Origin of the sequence: Waterburya agarophytonicola KI4 (genome assembly GCF_020640915.1) — a bacterium.
In the GTDB taxonomy this organism is placed as follows: Bacteria; Cyanobacteriota; Cyanobacteriia; order Cyanobacteriales; family Xenococcaceae; genus Waterburya; species Waterburya agarophytonicola.
This window is the reverse complement of sequence record NZ_JADWDC010000002.1, coordinates 83,128-101,220: the sequence shown is the minus strand read 5'-3', so window position 1 is coordinate 101,220 and position 18,093 is coordinate 83,128. Positions and strand designations below refer to the sequence as shown.

Annotated in this window: 15 protein-coding genes; 9 read left to right on the top strand and 6 right to left on the bottom strand. The window is 37.9% G+C overall.

What is annotated here, in order from left to right; genetic code table 11:
• Positions 1-57: 57 nt before the first annotated feature.
• The gene (locus I4641_RS01265; RefSeq protein ID WP_229638608.1) at positions 58-1,914 is read left to right on the top strand and encodes a sensor histidine kinase; all 1,857 of its coding nucleotides are present in this window, start codon (positions 58-60) and stop codon (positions 1,912-1,914) included.
• Between the two features lie 96 nt (positions 1,915-2,010).
• Here I4641_RS01265 and I4641_RS01260 read toward each other — a convergent pair whose 3' ends face one another.
• The 4 genes from I4641_RS01260 to lpxD form a co-directional block, all read right to left on the bottom strand.
• Entirely contained in the window at positions 2,011-4,125 is a 2,115-nt protein-coding gene (locus I4641_RS01260; protein WP_229638607.1) for a recombinase family protein, read from the bottom strand.
• 29 nt (positions 4,126-4,154) lie between these two features.
• The gene (locus I4641_RS01255; protein ID WP_229638606.1) at positions 4,155-4,565 is read right to left on the bottom strand and encodes a hypothetical protein; all 411 of its coding nucleotides are present in this window, start codon (positions 4,563-4,565) and stop codon (positions 4,155-4,157) included.
• 139 nt (positions 4,566-4,704) lie between these two features.
• Positions 4,705-5,271 carry a bifunctional adenosylcobinamide kinase/adenosylcobinamide-phosphate guanylyltransferase gene (cobU, locus tag I4641_RS01250; protein ID WP_229638605.1) on the bottom strand — a complete coding sequence of 189 codons (567 nt, stop codon included), beginning with the start codon at positions 5,269-5,271 and terminating at the stop codon, positions 4,705-4,707.
• A 4-nt stretch (positions 5,272-5,275) separates the two neighbouring features.
• Positions 5,276-6,322: a UDP-3-O-(3-hydroxymyristoyl)glucosamine N-acyltransferase gene (lpxD, locus tag I4641_RS01245; protein WP_229638673.1), complete on the bottom strand. Its 1,047-nt coding sequence runs from the start codon at positions 6,320-6,322 to the stop codon at positions 5,276-5,278.
• Positions 6,323-6,413: 91 nt separating this feature from the next.
• Here lpxD and I4641_RS01240 point away from each other — a divergent pair, with 91 nt between their 5' ends.
• The 6 genes from I4641_RS01240 to I4641_RS01215 all read left to right on the top strand — a co-directional run bounded on the left by I4641_RS01240 (position 6,414) and on the right by I4641_RS01215 (position 13,248).
• Positions 6,414-6,554 (top strand): hypothetical protein, encoded by a 141-nt coding sequence (locus tag I4641_RS01240; protein ID WP_229638604.1) that lies wholly within the window; start codon positions 6,414-6,416, stop codon positions 6,552-6,554.
• A 42-nt stretch (positions 6,555-6,596) separates the two neighbouring features.
• Positions 6,597-8,138, top strand: a complete 1,542-nt coding sequence (locus I4641_RS01235; protein ID WP_229638603.1) for a cyclic di-GMP-binding domain-containing protein, MshE-related — start codon at positions 6,597-6,599, stop codon at positions 8,136-8,138.
• A 60-nt stretch (positions 8,139-8,198) separates the two neighbouring features.
• Complete coding sequence (locus I4641_RS01230; RefSeq protein ID WP_229638602.1) at positions 8,199-9,620, top strand: VanZ family protein; 1,422 nt, start codon at positions 8,199-8,201, stop codon at positions 9,618-9,620.
• An 86-nt stretch (positions 9,621-9,706) separates the two neighbouring features.
• Positions 9,707-11,131 carry a VanZ family protein gene (locus I4641_RS01225; RefSeq protein ID WP_229638601.1) on the top strand — a complete coding sequence of 475 codons (1,425 nt, stop codon included), beginning with the start codon at positions 9,707-9,709 and terminating at the stop codon, positions 11,129-11,131.
• Complete coding sequence (locus tag I4641_RS01220) at positions 11,131-12,294, top strand: cysteine desulfurase family protein (protein ID WP_229638600.1); 1,164 nt, start codon at positions 11,131-11,133, stop codon at positions 12,292-12,294. The genes I4641_RS01225 and I4641_RS01220 overlap by 1 nt, the downstream gene beginning before the upstream one ends.
• Positions 12,295-12,369: 75 nt before the next feature.
• Positions 12,370-13,248, top strand: a complete 879-nt coding sequence (locus I4641_RS01215; RefSeq protein ID WP_229638599.1) for a LysR family transcriptional regulator — start codon at positions 12,370-12,372, stop codon at positions 13,246-13,248.
• Between the two features lie 49 nt (positions 13,249-13,297).
• On the opposite strand, the gene I4641_RS01210 is transcribed toward I4641_RS01215, so the two are convergent.
• Entirely contained in the window at positions 13,298-13,456 is a 159-nt protein-coding gene (locus I4641_RS01210; protein ID WP_229638598.1) for a DUF8639 family protein, read from the bottom strand.
• 238 nt (positions 13,457-13,694) lie between these two features.
• On the opposite strand from I4641_RS01210, the gene pheS reads away from it, so the two are divergent.
• The gene (gene pheS / locus I4641_RS01205) at positions 13,695-14,687 is read left to right on the top strand and encodes a phenylalanine--tRNA ligase subunit alpha (protein ID WP_229638597.1); all 993 of its coding nucleotides are present in this window, start codon (positions 13,695-13,697) and stop codon (positions 14,685-14,687) included.
• Between the two features lie 96 nt (positions 14,688-14,783).
• On the opposite strand, the gene I4641_RS01200 is transcribed toward pheS, so the two are convergent.
• Positions 14,784-16,397: a glycosyltransferase family 39 protein gene (locus tag I4641_RS01200; protein WP_229638596.1), complete on the bottom strand. Its 1,614-nt coding sequence runs from the start codon at positions 16,395-16,397 to the stop codon at positions 14,784-14,786.
• A gap of 267 nt (positions 16,398-16,664) precedes the next feature.
• Between I4641_RS01200 and I4641_RS01195 the strand changes: the two genes are divergently transcribed.
• Entirely contained in the window at positions 16,665-18,071 is a 1,407-nt protein-coding gene (locus tag I4641_RS01195) for a hypothetical protein (protein ID WP_229638595.1), read from the top strand.
• The last annotated feature ends 22 nt before the right edge of the window (positions 18,072-18,093 follow it).

Here is an 18,093-nt window from a genome sequence, read left to right as displayed (position 1 = left end):
CTTTTAAAAAATATTAAGATTTAAGGATAAAAAGCAAAACTTACCAGGAAAATATTTTTGCCTGAATCCAACTCTGTTAAAAACTCAAAAGTTTTTTCTTTTAATCAAGAAGAAGAAAATATTGTGGCTGCGATCGCTTTACGAATTCGTCAGTCTTTAGATTTGGAAATAATTCTCGATCGCACTGTTATGGAAGTGAGACAGTTTCTACAAACAGATCGGGTGTTTATTTATCGTTTTGAACCTGACTTGAGTGGCGTAATTGTTGCCGAATCGATCCAAAATTATGCTGCTAGTGTTTTTGGATTTAGGATCAAAGATCCCTGTTTTTCCGCCCAACATATCGAACAATATAAAGGGGGAAGAATTAATGCAGTAGAAAATGTTCAAACAGCCAATCTAGCTCCTTGTTATGAAGAAGTATTAAAATCATTCGATGTCAAAGCCAATTTAGTCGTTCCCATTGTCGCTAGTGGAGAATTATGGGGACTGTTAATTTCTCATCACTGTCAATCCCCTCGTCAGTGGTTGATCCAAGAAGTTGAATTACTCAAACAATTAGCAATTCAGGTAGGCATTGCCGTACAACAAGCAGAACTTTATGAACAGGTTCAAAGTTTCAATAATTATTTGGAACAAAAAGTCAGACACAGGACGATCGAACTAGAAACTTCGGTAAAGTTTGAATCTTTAATTCGTAACATCACAGACAGAGTAAGAGATAGCTTAAACGAGCCTCAAATTCTCCAAACTGTTACTCAAGAAATAGGCAAAGTATTAAATATAGAACGCTGCAAAATTGAACTATATGACAACGATCGCCAATCAGATGCAAATTCCCTAGATATTATTGCAACAGTGGCATATGAATATGCGATCGAGCCACCTAACTGTCAGGGAATCAAAAGAAAGGTCAGAGATTTTCCCCAACTCTATCATCAATTGTTGCAAAAACAATCCCTACAGTTTGTGGAAAAAGTCCCCGAACTCAGTCCGATCGATACACAGGCGACTAGATTAGTCTGTCCTATTTTTGACGATCGCGGTACGTTAGGTAATCTTTGGTTGCTGCGTCCGAAGGAAGAGTTTTTTGAACAATCAGAAATTAGTTTAGTAGAACAAGTCGCCAGTCAATGTGCGATCGCCATTAGACAAGCAAGACTATATAAACAATCGCAAACGCAACTTGAAGAATTAGCTCGGTTGAATATACTCAAAGACGATTTTCTGCGAACTATTTCTCACGAATTGCGCACTCCCATGAGCAGTATCCAGCTAGCATCGGAAACCCTAGAAATACTGTTAGAGAGAGAAATCGGCTCAAATAAATCCGCTACTTTTACTAGAGTATTAGATATTTTTCGCTCTGCTTGTCGAAGACAAAACCAATTAGTGGACGATCTACTAACTCTTTGTTACATCGATGCTAAAAAAGAAATAATCAAGATGCAGTGGATCGATCTTGCTGTGTGGCTACCGCAAATTCTCGAACCATTTCAAGAGCGTATAGATAGCCAAAATCAAACTTTGATTGTGGATTTGGAGTCCAATTTACCTGAACTTAGATCTGATATTTCAGTGGTTAAGCGAATTGTAGCAGAATTGATTAATAATGCTTGTAAATACACTCCAGAAGGAGAAATGATTATTTTGTCGGCGCGATCGAGCAATGATGGTATTAAAATCGACATTATCAATACTGGGGTTGAAATTGCCCATGTAGAACAAGAGCGAGTTTTTGACAAATTTTATCGTATTCCCCATCACGATCCTTGGAAGTTTGGAGGGACTGGTATTGGGTTAGCATTGGTTAAAAACCTAGTCGAACTTTTGGGTGGAAACATTTGTTTGCAGAGTCAATGCGATCGCACTAGTTTTGCCATCTATCTTCCTCGTGAAACAAATATTGATTAGTTGTTTAGTTGTTATTTATGATTACTGGTAGTGAATTGGACTGGTTAGCGGTATTTGGTTATCTAGGAATAACTTTGTTCGTGATGTGGCGTATTTTCAAGAATTAGAATTTACATATTGCCTGGTGGCATGAACTAAAGGCAATAACACACCAGCTTGTTCTGTGCCATTCACTCCTAAATCGCTGTGGCAAAGAAAAATCTTGGTTTCTGCCCGAGCCATAGTGTCTTTTAAAATTCTTTGTAAGCGTTGATTGTCCATTTCAGATTCGTCTTCTGGCATCCAAGTTTTACCCGTCCACTGTTTGAGAAACAAGGGCGCAGCAAAGAGAGTCGCAGCACCACCTTGAGACCATAAAGGAGAACTTGCATCCAACCAAAATTGTAGGGAGTGGGATGTACGCAGAGAGCGATATTGAAAAACAGTTGCTAAGGTGACTGCACTTTGTTGGGGGATCAGTTGGGGTAGGGGGCGAGGGTTAGCGGTAATAGTACCGCGACGTAATAATTGAATAAACTGAGCAACAGTAGCAGCTTGGCTTTGAAAACTAGGCTCATTTTGACGTATTCGACGATCTACTTCCCAGAAGTGTTGGGCTGTTTCCATTAATTCTCGCAATACCGCTAGTCTGTCACTGCTATTGGTTTCCCGACTGAGAAAATATTTAATTGCTTCTGATAAAAGAATAGTGGGGGTAAAAAAACTTTGTTGTTGCTGTTTGATTTTACTGGCTTCAATCCAACTGACAATAGTTTGATAGGCTGCGACTGCTTGATGACCCAAACGATCCCAACGAGGAAAGGTTTCGACGGGAGATAGATAGGGATGTTCTGGATCGACATGATAGCAATAGTCGGCAATTAAACCCGCTCTTACGGGATCTATATCTGCAATTAATTGACCCCCCCGGTATTTTTGACTAAATATTACGAGCATTTGGGCGATCGCATCTCGATCTACCAGACGACCTAAATCGGCATAAACTAATCCTAATAAAGTTAATAAACTCCTGACTAAAGGAGAGCTAATGATCGGTCTTTGTTCGTTTACGGGAGTAACGGGAATATTTTTAGCAGCCAAAATTTGAATTAGGCTATAACGGGCAATTTCATCTAAACCAGGGGCAATAATGGCAATTTCAGCAGGGTTGACTCCTTGATTGCAGACTAGGTCGATAATAATTTCTGCTGTTTGTCGCAACAATTCGGCACGAGAAACTGTTTGCAAAGATTGAATAGAATCAGGAGCTTCAACTAAATAAGCATTTTCGGTAACTAATTCTACGGCAGTCTGGGCAAACTCGGTTGCTAAATTGTCGGTGGTAAAATTGGACTGTTCTTGGTGACAGCGCACCGCTAAACCTAGGAGATAATCGGAGTCGGCATTTAATCCTAAGCGGATTTTGCCATCGGGGTTATAGGTGAAAACAGCAAACCCATCCCGATCTAAGATCAATTCAAATAAGTCGCGAGCGATCGCGGGATAGTCGTCTACATCGTCAGCAAATATGGCTTGATAGCGTCTGGTTAAGTGGTATTGATATTGAGTATTGGGGAGTAAATAACGCCAATAAAGTTCGTAAATTAAGCCGTAGGTTAAAAAGCCTCGATCTAAACACCACTTTTGCCATAATAAAAGCAATTCTCCCATTCTTTGCCAGAGATAGCTCTGGTTTTTTTCTCCTAGATCCAGTCCTGCCAAACCTTGTTGCAGAATGATTGAGATGTCTTCGGTGGGTATGCCACTAGCACCTGCTAGCTGCATCAAATCGAGGGTCTGGCGCACCAAACGAGGTTCGTTATCAAATTCACAGAGAGTTTGCCAATCTGACTGATTTCGCCATAGTTGAGTGGCTAGTTCTTGTTCGGTTTCGGGACGCAATCTCAAGGGAAATTGGGCTTTTAGTTTTAACTTTTCAAAAATTAAAGGGAAAAATAACATCACCTCGTCGCTAACAAAACCCACAGGGGTTTTACAAACTACAGGATAAGTACCTTCTACGGCAGAAGTCAAACGATCTCTTAATTCGCGACGATTTTGATTGTTGGCAGCAAAAACTAAGACAGCATTCGCCAAGTTTTGTGGAGAAGCTTTGGCTTTGGGTTGAACTAGCTGTTTTCTGACCCAATGGGAAAATTCAGCTACCAAACGTGAAGTTTTACCAGTACGAGATGTCCCCGAAATCCAAAGAGGTGATGAAATATGGAGCAAAATAAATAACTCGCGTGACTTATTACTGATTACTTAATTTGAAGACGCGCTCTAATTTTGTTTAACTGTGTTTGATTGTTGATGGGCGATCTCGGTGTAGGTAGTTCGTTGTTGGGCCAATTATCGAGATCTCGACACAAACAATCTAAAGATTCGATCCCAGATTCTACGATCGCTATAGGCATATTGCATCTGGCACAACCATCAATATCCCACTCAGAGGAAAGTAACTCGGCAATGGTTTCCCTGCTTCCTTCTAGATAACAATTTTTGCCTTCAACACTCATGATTTTTTGCCAGCATGCTTCAAACTGGGGTGAAAAGCGATCGCTTTGAATTACTGGCTGGGGCAATAGACTTTCTTGGTTATGCCATACTAGTTTTTTACCCAATTGAAACCAATGAGCGAGGTAAGTTCTAACTTGTGTTGCTGATGCCATTGTCTGTTTTCGACCTCTTAAATCTAACTATTTTTGGGCAATACTTGAAACGATGATTTGCTGGGACAAATGCTTTTTGGGCTAAATGTGCCTAATGATCATTTTAACTACTCCATAAATATAAATAAGGATCTGTAAGCTAAATTTCATAATTGCTCAATGGTTTTCCCAAAAGACCGAGATCGAGGACATGACCCCCTGCAACAAGATAGGTAGTATCGGCAAGACTCGCTATTTGTCTTGATAAATGACCCAAGCGATCGCGAAATAGTCTTCCGACAGGATAGGCAGGGACAACACCCCATCCTGTTTCTTCTCCGACTAAGATAATCTGGGCTTTACTAGTCTTTAACCCGTTCAAAAGATTGTGACTAATTTTTTCCCATTCCTCTCGATCTAATGCTAAAAAATTGGCGATCCAAGTACCCAGAGAATCAATTAATAAACACTCTGATGCTGATGCTTGAAGGATATAAGAAGATAATTTTGGATCGGATATGGTTACAGTTTGCCAACTTGTTGGTCTTCTTTGTTGATGTTGAAGAATTCTAGCTTGCCATTCTTGGTCTGTCGGATCGACTTTGGCTGTGGCGACATAAATAATTGAAGTGTGGGATTTTTGAGCGAGCATTTCGGCAAATTCGCTTTTTCCAGATCGAGATGCGCCAGTTACTAAGATTATTTGGTTTTGACGATTGGATGTCACTATTTTATTGATTACTTTCTTTTTGCTGAAGTTTTTTGTATTCTTGATATATTTCGGGTAGTTTTTTATACATCACAAACAATCTGCGATAAATTTTAGTAGGGATATGAGGCATTCCCGAAACCATCTCTCCTGCTGGTACGTTTCCCGTGATGCCTGTTTGTCCTGTAGCAATTACGCGATCGCCTATAGTAACTTGATTGGCGACTCCAACTTGTCCCCCAAGCATGACCCCATTGCCAATAATTACTCCTCCAGCCAGCCCTACCTGAGAAGCCATTGCGCAGTTACGTCCGATTTTACAGCCGTGACCGATTTGCACTAGATTATCTATTTTGGTGTTACTTCCAATTCTCGTTTCTCCCACCGCAGGGCGATCCACCGCACTATTGCAGCCTACTTCTACTCCGTCTTCGAGGACAGTATAGCCAGATTGTTCCATTTTGTACCAGCCTACGGCAGTGGGGACAAAGCCAAAGCCTTCTGAACCTATAGCTGCACCACTATGGATCGTACAACCAGAACCTATTTGCGTCCGCTCGTGAATGGTACAGTTGGCGTGGAGAATTGTATCTTCACCGATGGTAACGTCGGGATAAATTACTACATTGGGATGAATGGTAACGCGATCGCCTATGATAACTCCAGCTTGAATGACTACATTTGCACCAATATATACATCTTGTCCTATTCTAGTATTGGGGTCGATAACTGCACTAGGATGGATAGCTGGAGTAGGTTTAAATGGTTTGTAATATAAAGATATTGCCTTGGCGAATAATAGTCTGGGTTGGGGGGTAGCGATCCAAGCAATGTTCCTTGATGTTGCTTGAGACTGTAAGGTTTCGTTCGTCGGCAAAATTAAGGCACCCGCTTCGGTTGTAGCGATATGGGCAGTAAATTTTCCCCCTTCAACGTAGCTTAACGTGCCTGAGATAGCTTCATCGATAGCAGCAACTCCTGTTATTTCGGGGTTTAAATTGCGATCGCGATTGAGACTATTATTTTTGGCTGCTTTACCAAGTTTGGTAATAATTTCTTGAAACTGCATGAAAGTAAAGGAGATGGAAGTTAACTCAAACCGCATTTATTCTAAAGCAGAAACTACGTATTATCGTTCGTTTTACGGAAAAGCTTAAAAAATGAGTTTTTATTCTCAACAGGTCAATCGTAATATTAAAGATATCGTTGAGCATAAATTTGACAATGTGACAGTCGAACAGTTTTATGCTCTCAAGTTATTTAAAGTTATTGGCTATATATTATCGATGAATTGCCATTAAGTAATTTTGTCGATTTGTTTTTTTAATGAATTAGTTATAGAAATGTCCGATCGAAATAATACTTTGCCTCTTGGTAAGTTGCTACAAAATGCTGGTTTGATTTCTAGGGAGCAATTAGCCAAGGCTTTAGAACTCCAGTCCCAATATAATAAGCTGAAATTAGGTGAAATTTTGGTTTTGCAAAAAAATATTGAAGCGAAGACTATTGATTTTTTTCTCGATAGTTGGCAAGAAATAAGGCAAGAGGGTAAACAATTCCCCCTGGGATATTATTTTAAACAAGCTTCTTTGTTAAACGATTTACAAATTCAAACTATTCTCAAGGAACAAAAAGATAGCAATCTAAAGTTTGGAGATTTAGCTATTCAAAAAGGATGGCTCAATCAAAATACTATTGATTTTTTTGTTAGTAATCTTGCTTTGAAAGCACCAAGCTTGATGTCTCTAATTTCTTTGGAAGAATATAATCAAAAGTTGCTACACTTAGAGCAAAAATACACCGATACATCTTTGATTTTAAGTCGTATTTTAGCTTGGACGGGAGGGCATCCTGCTTTGACCAAAAATATCTGTAATATTTTTGCTAATTCTGACTTCAATATTCCCCCAAAAATGGAGGTTAAGGCAGTTGATCGACTAATTGAAAGTTCTTTAATTAGAAACTGGCAAACTACAAAAACAGGAGCATATCTTAGAGTAATCACTGAAAAACTAGTGAATAATCCTAGATGCAAACCAATTTTGTTATTAACAGAGTATGAAGAGATATTATTATCTGAAAATCGAGAATATCTACAAACTAAAGAACAAGAAGAGCTACTAATTTTAGGCATAGTAGTGAGAGAGAGAAATCTACTTAGAATTACAAATCTAATTTTTCAACAAGTTTTCAATCGAGATTGGATAATTGAAAATAAAAAGTTAGTAGAGTCAAAAATAGAACAAGAGACTCTTAAAATCATCCAAACAGACAAGACAAATAGTTTTATTGATGTCCAGCAAAATAGTTCTATCGTTAGCTCCAGTCTTAGCCAAGAAAATATTATCGATCGCCTTGATGGAACAACAAACATCAAAGAAACCGAACCTTTAACTAAATTTAGTTCGTTATTAACTTTGGTCGGAGTTATTTTATTTATTCCATTAGTATTAGCAATTAATAATTATTATTCTTCATTAAAACAGGAGCAGAGATCGTCTTCAGACTCTTCATTAGAAACGGCGAAAATGGCAGAATTTTGTAGTCAGATTAATACCATAGATCCTCCTTCTTCTCTCAATTTAATATCTCAACTAGAGAAAAGCAAACAAACTTGGCTTAACTCTCCTGAGAATAAATTACAAAAATTTCCCATCCGTTGTGAAACAGCCTTAAATACTTTGCGAGTATTAGCTGCACCACAATTGGGTAAAGAAAATAGAACCATTGAAGCAATCAAACATCTGTGTAATATTCCTGCTGATGCTGAAAATATTAATGAAGCTAAGGTTTGGCTAGAACGTTGGTATACTTCTGCTAGTTGGGGACAAGAAACTAAGTCTTATCTCAGGTTAGTGGATAGTTGTCCTGCAAGCGATCTTTAATTAGATTTTTTAACAACCCCTTTGAGTTTTAAATATGGAGTTGATTCTCATCAAACGTATATGAATTTGCCGATCAAAAATCGATTTTGGGGCTATTTTGGTTTAGTTACCAGCTTATCTTTAATTTGTGCGGCGACAATATCACCTTTTGATTTTGTCGTTCCAGAGGGATTATCTTGGCAGTTTATTCGAGAAGGCTTTCGCTTTGGAAGCAATCTTAAAGACTATTGGCAAAATATTCTTTTGTTTGTCCCTTGGGGATTTAGCATTTCAATTATTATTCCATCTAAGTATAAAATAGCTAGAACAATATTATTTTTCAGCTTATTATCTGGTTTTATCTTATCTACAACAGTCGAATTAACTCAGTTTCTTTTGCCCACTCGCGTTTCTAATTTAACTGACATTATTTATAACAGTATTGGAGGGATGTTAGGGGGACTGATCTATTATTTTCATTTTAAGATCATTAAGTTTATTGGTACTATTGTTGTTGGCAGAATAGATCGACTTAGTTATAGATCTATTTTCTGGGCAATCGGCATTTATTGTTCTATAGTCACTTTGGGTATTCTAATCTTAATCTTGAGTGCTAATCTAAATAATTGGGATGAAAATTACTATTTATCAATTGGTAATGAAGTTAATGGCAATCGCCCTTGGGACGGCTATATTAAAAGTATCTATATTAGCGATCGCGGTGTAAATTATGCGGTCGCAAAAACAGCATTAGCAGAATTTAATAATTTTTTTAGTCAAGACGATCGTGTATTAACTAGTCTAATTTTAGATCGCGATCGCCAAGTATATCGAGATAGCAATCGGCTATTACCCAGCTTAGTATGGCACAAAAAACCGCCTTCTCCATCGACTGACAAGCCATCAAATAATCTAGTCAAAAATGTTTGCTTAAGTAGTCAGAAATCTACTGACAATTCTATAACGATTAATGCTCGGCAATGGTTGAAAACTCAAGTTCCTGCTACTTTTTTAAACAAGCATTTGAAAGAAAAAGATGAATTTACTATCGGCATAACCTTTGCCTCTAATAATTTAGAACAAGGTGGTCCAGCTAGAATCTTTTCTCTGTCTCAAAATGCATATACTCAAAATCTAGTTTTAGGACAGAAAAAAACAGATTTATATTTTCGCCTCCGAACTCCCATTACAGGACGCAATGCTGTTAATCCAGAATTTTTAATTGCTAATATTTTAGACGATTGCGTTTTCCATAATGTATTATTTACTTTTAAAAAATCCAAATTAACTTTTTATATTGATAAAATAGAAAACAAATACTCTTTCTCTTTTAATCCCTATACCAGCTTTCCTATTTTTATTCCCTGGAATCATCACGGCTGGTTAATCGATCTTAGTGATTTTTCCGATTTTAAATATCGATTTGTCTTCTACCTTATAATTACTATGCCGTTACTCTTTTTAATTGTTATTTTGCTTTTCAGATATAAATCGAGTCCCTAACAAATTATTAAACTCTCTCCCTCTCCCAGTCTCCCAGTTCCCAAGTCAAACCCAGTAAACCAATTAAATACTTGACAGATCTATTAATGATTAGTCCTAAGACTCGATATTATATATTACTAATAGGTAGCTTGGTTGCGATCGCTACAGTCACGATCTACCCTTTCAATTTTATAATTCCCGAGAAATTATATTGGATCGATGTTGTCGAGAAGTTTCATGTTTTCACCAATGTTAAAGATTATATCCGTAATATTTTATTATTTATTTCCTTTGGCATTGCTTGGGGAGGTATTCTTAATTACAAAAAATACGACCGTGGAGAAATAATCCTTTTTGCCTTTTTATTAAGTGCAATGTTATCTACCAACATAGAACTAATTCAAATTTTATTGCCTAGTCGTACTTCTAGCTTGTCGGATATTGCTTGTAATAGTCTTGGAGGTTTATCTGGTAGTAGTTTATATTGTTGGCGCAAAGACTTTAGTAACTTAATTAATGGAACTATTACCCGTCAATATCAGCAAATCAATTTAAAGTTTTTAGCTACTATTATCTTGGGATACTGTGGCACAATAATATGTGCTTTTACTTTATTTGTTAATAGTATCAATTTGAATAATTGGAATAATGATGCCTATTTATCCCTTGCCAGTGAAGTAACAGAGCAAATATTTTGGCAGGGATATATTACTAGTCTATATATTTGCGATCGCTCTCTCAATACACAAGAAATAGATCAAGCATTCCATCGCACCCATAGCTTTTTTTCTACCCTACCAAATTCAATTGTTTCTTTACTATTGCTAGATTATCGATCATCTTATGGCGATAACAATCAACAGATACCAAACTTACATTGGCATCAGGAACTACCTGCTAAAAAAATAAACTCTTTACCCTCTATAGATACCGAACTTTCCCCCATTGACGATTTAATTCATAACCAGAAATCAGTTTTATTCGAGCAAAAGAATAGTTTGATTTCCGACTCCCCCTTTACCCAATTAAATCAAAAAATTAAAGCTTCCCAAGAGTTTAGCCTCAGTGTAATTCTTGCTACTAATAAATTCAAACAAGTAGGACCATCGAGAATTATTTCTTTGGGAGAAAATATCTATAGTCGCAACTTAATGTTGGGACAAGAAAACTCAAATCTCATCTTCCGTTTGCGTACTTCCACTACAGGAGATAACGCAAACCAGCCAGGTTTTTATTTTCCTAATTTCTTCAAAAACAAAGATCTGCACCAAATATTAATTACCTATGCTCAAAACAAATTAACTTTTTATCTCGATCGCCCTGAAGATAAATATACCTTCACATTTCAACCTTCAACTCACTTGAAGCTTTTTTTACCCTGGAACTTGACGAAATGGAATGTCAACCTGCAAAACCACAATCCATTACAATCTCAGATAACTTTCTATAGCTTGGTTTTATCTCCCCTGGTTCTACTAAGCGGTATTTTTATATTATGTTCCACGCAAAAAGTTTCGCAGAATAAATAATGTCACAACGTCCGATCTATCTTGATGCTCATGCTACTACGCCAGTAGATGAAAGAGTACTCAACGCCATGTTGCCCTATTTCACCGAACATTTTGGCAACCCTTCCACCAATACCCATCTTTATGGATGGGAAGCCAGTGCAGCGGTTAAAAACGCCAGAGAAACGATCGCCAACATCATCAATGCTACCCCCGAAGAAATTGTATTTACTAGTGGCGCAACCGAAGCCAATAACTTAGCTATCAAAGGAGTCGCCGAAGCCTATTTTGATCGCGGAAAACATATAATCACCGTTGCAACAGAACATCGAGCAGTATTAAATCCTTGTCAATATCTCGAAACCCTGGGGTTTGAAGTTACCTATCTTCCCGTATTACCCGATGGCTTGTTAGATTTGCAAAAACTGACCGCAGCTATTCGCGAAGATACTATTCTCGTCTCCGTAATGGCTGCTAATAACGAAATTGGAGTGTTGCAACCACTAGCAGCCATAGGAGAGATCTGTCATAGCCAAGGAATTTTATTTCATACCGATGCAGCCCAAGCGATCGCTAAAATTCCTCTAGATGTAGCGGGGATGAAGATCGACTTGATGTCTCTAACTGCTCACAAAATATATGGGCCGAAAGGTGTTGGTGCATTATACGTCCGTCGTCGCGATCCTAGAGTAAAAATAGCTCCCCAACTCCAGGGAGGGGGACAGGAAAGAGGCAGGCGATCGGGTACATTATATACACCCCAGATAGTTGGTTTTGCCAAAGCTATAACCATTGGGGTAGCGGAAATGCAATGGGAATCAAAGCGTTTATTACAGCTAAAACAACAGCTTTGGTCGATGTTTGAATCTTTAGATGGAGTTTACCTAAACGGCAATTTAACAACAAGTCTCCAAGGTAATCTCAATATTAGCATTGAAGGGGTAGATGGCTCGGCATTATTATTAGCATTGCAATCAGTGGTAGCTGTTTCTTCGGGATCTGCCTGTGCTGCCACTTCCACCGCCCCATCTCACGTTCTTACTGCTTTAGGTAGGGAAGAAAAACTCGCTCGCGCTTCTCTACGTTTTGGTATTGGTAGATTTAATACCCCAGAAGAAATTGCCATAGTGGGAAAACAGGCGATCGCAGCTATTAAATCTCTGCGTCAAGCCAATCAATCATAAAGAGTGCATTTATACACCAACACATAAAGCATCGGTAATATTAGAGATAAGAACAATTGGTGAAAATTTCTTTTGATGAAACTCTCTCAAATTAGGTCGTTTGTAACGGTTGCCAGATATGGTAAATTTAGCCAAGCAGCAATTGAATTAAACTTAACTCAGCCTACGGTGAGTCATGCGATCGCAACATTAGAAAATGACTTGGGAGTACAACTATTATTTAGAAGCAAAAAGGGCGTTAATCTTACCCCAGCAGGGGAAAGTATCTTGGCTCATTGCGATCGCCTGTTACAATCTATTGAAGACATCCACCAAGAGGCAAACCGTTTCAAAAGCTTGGGTGTAGGGAAAATCAAAATCTCAACTTTTCGGGGTGCAGCAGCTCAATTATTACCCCAAATTAGAGCAAATTTTAAAACTCAATATCCCCAAATTGCGATCGAAATTGCCGAAGAAAAAGATTGTCCTCAAGTAGAACAGATGATTTATGAAGGTAAAGCCGACATTGGTTTCACCATCTTACCCACCACTAAAGACCTCGATACCATAGAAGTGTTGCGAGATAAATATATTGTACTTTTGCCACCTAATATTACCTTCTCCCAACCACCCAATTCTGCGATCGCTTGGACGCGCTTATTATCTCTACCAATCGTATCTTATCCCGATCGCAATACTTGCTTCAGGCAAATTCAAAATCACTTTGCGGGAGAAGGTTATAAGTTTCAACCAGCCGAACAAGTCCGAGAAAGCGACACCATTATCAACTTAGTAGCGACAGGGGTAGGTGCTGCAATTTTGCCTCAACTCTCCGTATTTCATATTCCCGAAGGAGTCACCGTCTGCGAACTACCCAAACCCCTACAGCGCATTGTTGTAGCTGCAACGCCTAAAGATGCAGACTTATCCCACGCCGTTTGGGCATTTATTGATTTTCTCAAACAATACAAATAAATAGATTCTATAGAGAATGATCTATTTATTTGTATTGTTTGATGAATGGCTAATAATCACTATCAGCAACACAAATTCCTTTGCATTTAAGACCATTGGTAGCAGTACGCAAGCAGTGAGGACATAAAACTTTTTCTTCTTCTTGACTAGTGGTGTTATTGTCCTTCTCTTCAGATTTTGCCGATTGAAATCGTGGTTGCGATGGCATAGCTAAATTTGTCACTTTATAAATAAATAATTAAAGTATCACATTTGCCAAATTTGATGAGCGATCGACAACAGGCAACCTTTGATCGCCCGCCAGTCCAAACTACAGTTACAGCGATCGCGCTCATGAGTAATTACTCATTAATAAAGGGTTTCGTTATATTATTGTTGAGGCTAACTATAAGGTCGGACATCGCCCTCAAAATTGCGCTGTTGGCAAATGTAAAACGATAAATAAAATGACTTCTATTCAAGAACAACTAAAAGAATTAAATCAGGTCGCGGTAAATGCGATCGCTTCTACAGATAATCTAGATGAATTAGACAAGCTTCGAGTTAAGTATCTGGGTAAAAAAGGCGAACTATCCCAAATCCTCAGAGGAATGGGCAAACTAGCTGCCCAGGAAAGACCCGCGGTAGGTTCTCAGGCTAACGTTGTTAAAGAAGAAGTTCAGCAAAACCTAGAACAGCGCAAGCAAGCTTTACAACAAGCCAAAATTGCAGCGCAGATTGAAGCCGAAACCCTCGATGTGACCATGCCAGGGGTAAATCGTCCTTTGGGTCGAGTTCATCCGTTAAATGGCGTGGTAGATCGGGTCTTGGATATCTTTGTTGGTTTGGGTTATACCGTTGCTACGGGGCCGCAAATTGAAACCGACTATTATAATTTTGAAGCTTTAAATACGCCCAAAGATCATCCCGCTAGAGATATGCAGGATACCTTCTATTTACCAGGAGGGAACTTGCTGCGTACCCATACTTCTTCGGTACAGATTCGCTATATGGAGAACAACGAACCTCCCATTAGAATTATTGCTCCTGGTCGGGTTTATCGTCGAGATACTGTAGATGCTACCCACTCGGCAGTTTTTAATCAAGTAGAAATATTGGCGATCGATCAAGGACTAAAATTCACCGATCTCAAAGGAACAATTAAGGAATTTTTACAACGGATGTTTGGCGACGAACTGCCCGTTCAGTTCCGTACTAGTTATTTTCCCTTCACCGAACCATCCGCAGAAGTTGACGTGCAGTGGAAGGGTAAATGGCTTGAAGTAATGGGTTGTGGCATGGTCGACCCGAATGTTCTCAAGGCTGTTGGTTATGACCCTGAGATATATACAGGATTTGCTGCGGGTTTTGGCGTAGAAAGATTTGCGATGGTGTTACACCAAATTGATGATATTCGTCGTTTGTATAATAGCGACCTGCGTTTCTTGAATCAATTTTAATTTTGTTTAATTTTGTTTGGTTTTCACTTTTTTATACAACTATATATGAGTTGCTAGTTTTGTAGGATTATCTAGCAACTTTTTATTGTTAAAAGGTCAATTAGTACAATGATAGAGACGATTTTGATAACCACTATTATCTAATCTCAAATTGCGATCGTCTATACAATTAATTTGACTTAAATAGTCTTTGTCGGTTCTGAGATTTATTGCCCATAAGTCTAGGGGTTTGGGTTGAGATGATAATATTTTATCTAAATTAGGATTATGATCTCGATCGCGTTTTACTAATAGAAATTGAGGTGTTATCGAGCGATCGGATTGAGGATTTGTTTCCCAAGCTAAAGCTAATGCAATTAATTCTCTTAATTGGGAATGGGTTTCATAGGTTGTGGCTACTATACTAGGAATAGTTGTAACTGTTTGAATATGCTCTGCAAGACTATTCGAGCTGCGAGATTTTTGAAAGCCCAAATTGTTGACTACTGTTAAAGAACCTAACAACCCCATGACTAATATAATTATAACTATTTTTTGATTTTCTACTTGCTCCCAAAGTCGAGCGAGAATTGCTGCTAAGATAACCAGAAATATAGGAAAATAAGCAAAATGATAGCGGGCTGCCAGAGAAACATCTTTGCCATATCCATAGATAAGCAATAGATATAAAATTACTGCTCCCAAATAATAGCCCATAAATAATTTCATGGCTAAATTCTTAGGATTATCTAATAATAGTTTTCCGTTTTTAATTAGTTTGGGAACAGTCAAAATTAAACAGATTAAAACTATTAAAGCCGAGGCTATTTTGATTCCTAAAGTTGTCCCCTCAATGGGTAATAAAACAACCATTGTAATTAACCAAGCCAACATACGAGGTATGGGTTGCCAAATTTCGTCTAAATCGTAACTCGTTGCGATCCAATCGGTTAATTCATTACCAGAAATACCACTGACTACGGGCAGCCAAACAAGACAGCCAGCTAAAGTACCCAAACCTGCAATAATAATCGGCAACCAATAATTAAAACTAGATTGATTTCTAAGTTGATTTTCTTTTTGACTGCGTTGCCAAAACCAGAAGCCTACTATCACAAATCCTTCTAGGGCTAAAGCTAAAGAAAAGAAATAGTGAGTAGCCATACCCAAGCCATTGATTAAGATCCAGATCGAACAAATCCACCACGATAATTTACGGCGGTTGTGAATATGCTCGATCGCGACGATCGCACAACTAATCGATGCAATTATCCAGAGAATAGATAAAGTATAGTGACGAGCTTCTTGAGCTAAATATATACCATAGGGAGAAACTGCCATGAGTATAGCGGTTAGATGGGCAGTTAGGCGATCGCGAAAAGCCAGCCAACTCAAGCCAAAAATAGCAGGAATTGCTAACCCACCCAAAATAGCACTCAAAGAGCGTCCAACTTGTAAAGATACTAATTCGCCATTATCTGAAAATAGTTTGATCCACCAATGAGTCAGGCAAAAATAGAGAGGTGGATGGGTGCTTTCTGCCAACAAGCGATCGATAACATCAGCAGCATTAATTGTAAAATCTACTTGGAGGGGAGATAGTAATGTCGATGCTGCAATTAATTGGTTGAGAGGAATTTGCGAAAAACCATGACCAAGACTAAAACCCAGGGTAGCTATTTCTATAGATGAAGCGGGTTTATCTGCTAAATTGGCAAACCGAAGCATCATACCTACAACTAGCCAGCTTAATAGTAGGAATAAATCCAACCTAGTTAGCAAGTTTCTTGATTCTAAATTGTAGTTACGGTTTAATTTATCTGTTCTCAATTGTATCCTCAATTAATATCAGTAAATTTGATTTAGTAAAGTAAGAGCGATTTTTCCAGAAAAAAAAGTGTAACTCAAAAAATTATCATTTTGGTGATATGATATGTTGAAATTTTCATAGCATACCCATTAACAATTTAATCTTTAAATATACAAAACAAATAAATCATGAGTAATAAAGCTATTGTAATTGAAGTTAATGAAGTTCCTTTGAGAATTCTCAGACACTATCAAAAACTCAAACCTAATTCTCATATTGGTCATTTATTCGAGAAATCTTTAATCTTAGAAACCAAAGCGGAAGATGTGGACAGAAGCGATTTATATCCTTCTCAAACTTGGGGTTCGTTAAATACTGGAGTGGAGTACGATCTGCATAAAATTCATTGGTATAACGATCCCAAACCAGATAATTATCCTTTATATTGGAAAACTATAGCGGAAAACAATCTAAGTGTGGGATTGGTTGCTACCCTCCATTCTTCCCCCGCAGATAGTTATATTGACGATAGTAATTACAAATTTGTCATTCCAGATTGTTTTGCTAGCAATAACCTAACTAAGCCTGAAATTTATCAGGATTTTCAAGCATTAAATACCAGTGCAACAAAAGAAAATGGTCGAGTATCCAGCGTCAAATTTCCCAAGCAAGAAGCAGTTGCGACTCTGGTTAAATCTCCTGCATTGGGTATTAAATTTCAAACAGTACTTAATTCTGCGGGCTTAGTAGCTCAAATAAAAACAGGCAAAGTTAATAAAGAAAGATTGAGAAACGTACAATTTAACTTGTTGGCGGATGTTTTTTTAAAGCAACTTCAAGCCAAAGATGTCGATCTAGCGATCTTTTTCACCAATCATATCGCTGCAAATATGCATCGCTACTGGTATGGTTTGTTTCCCGAAGATTATAGTTTAAAGCTATACGATCGAGAATGGATGGACAAATATTCTTCAGAAATCATGGTATCTGTAGAACTATTAGATATCTTTTTAGGAAAAATAATCAATTACTGTCAGCAACAACAACGAGTGCTGATTTTAGTTAGTAGTATGGGGCAAGCAGCCAATCAAAAACTCAAAAAAACCCCAAAACATACTTACAAATTAAAAAATATCCGCAAATTCCTCGATCGCGTGTGTGGAGATCACAAATATAACTATGAAATAGATGCAGCAATGATACCCCAGTATTCTTTGAAGTTTGATTCGCCAGAGGAAGCCCAAGAATGTTTTGCAACTATAGAACAAGCTAAAGAGCATTTCAAAAATATTCACATGAAGATGTACTATAACGATCGAGTAATTACTTTAGCAACTGGTTTGAACAAAGAAGCCGATGAGTTTTTTATTGGCGATCGAGGTTTTAATCACCAAGAATTAGGTTTTCGTAAGTTGATAGTAGAAGATCATCACTCAGGAAAACATTGCCCAGAAGGCAGTTTAGTCGTTTATAATAGCACGACTAGCCATACTACCAACGAAACGGTTAACTATCTCGAATATGCTCCTGCAATCTTAGAATTTTTTGGCATAGATAAGCCAAGTTATATGAGAACACCACAGTTTACCATTTAGATTCTGGTACTATTTTCGACAT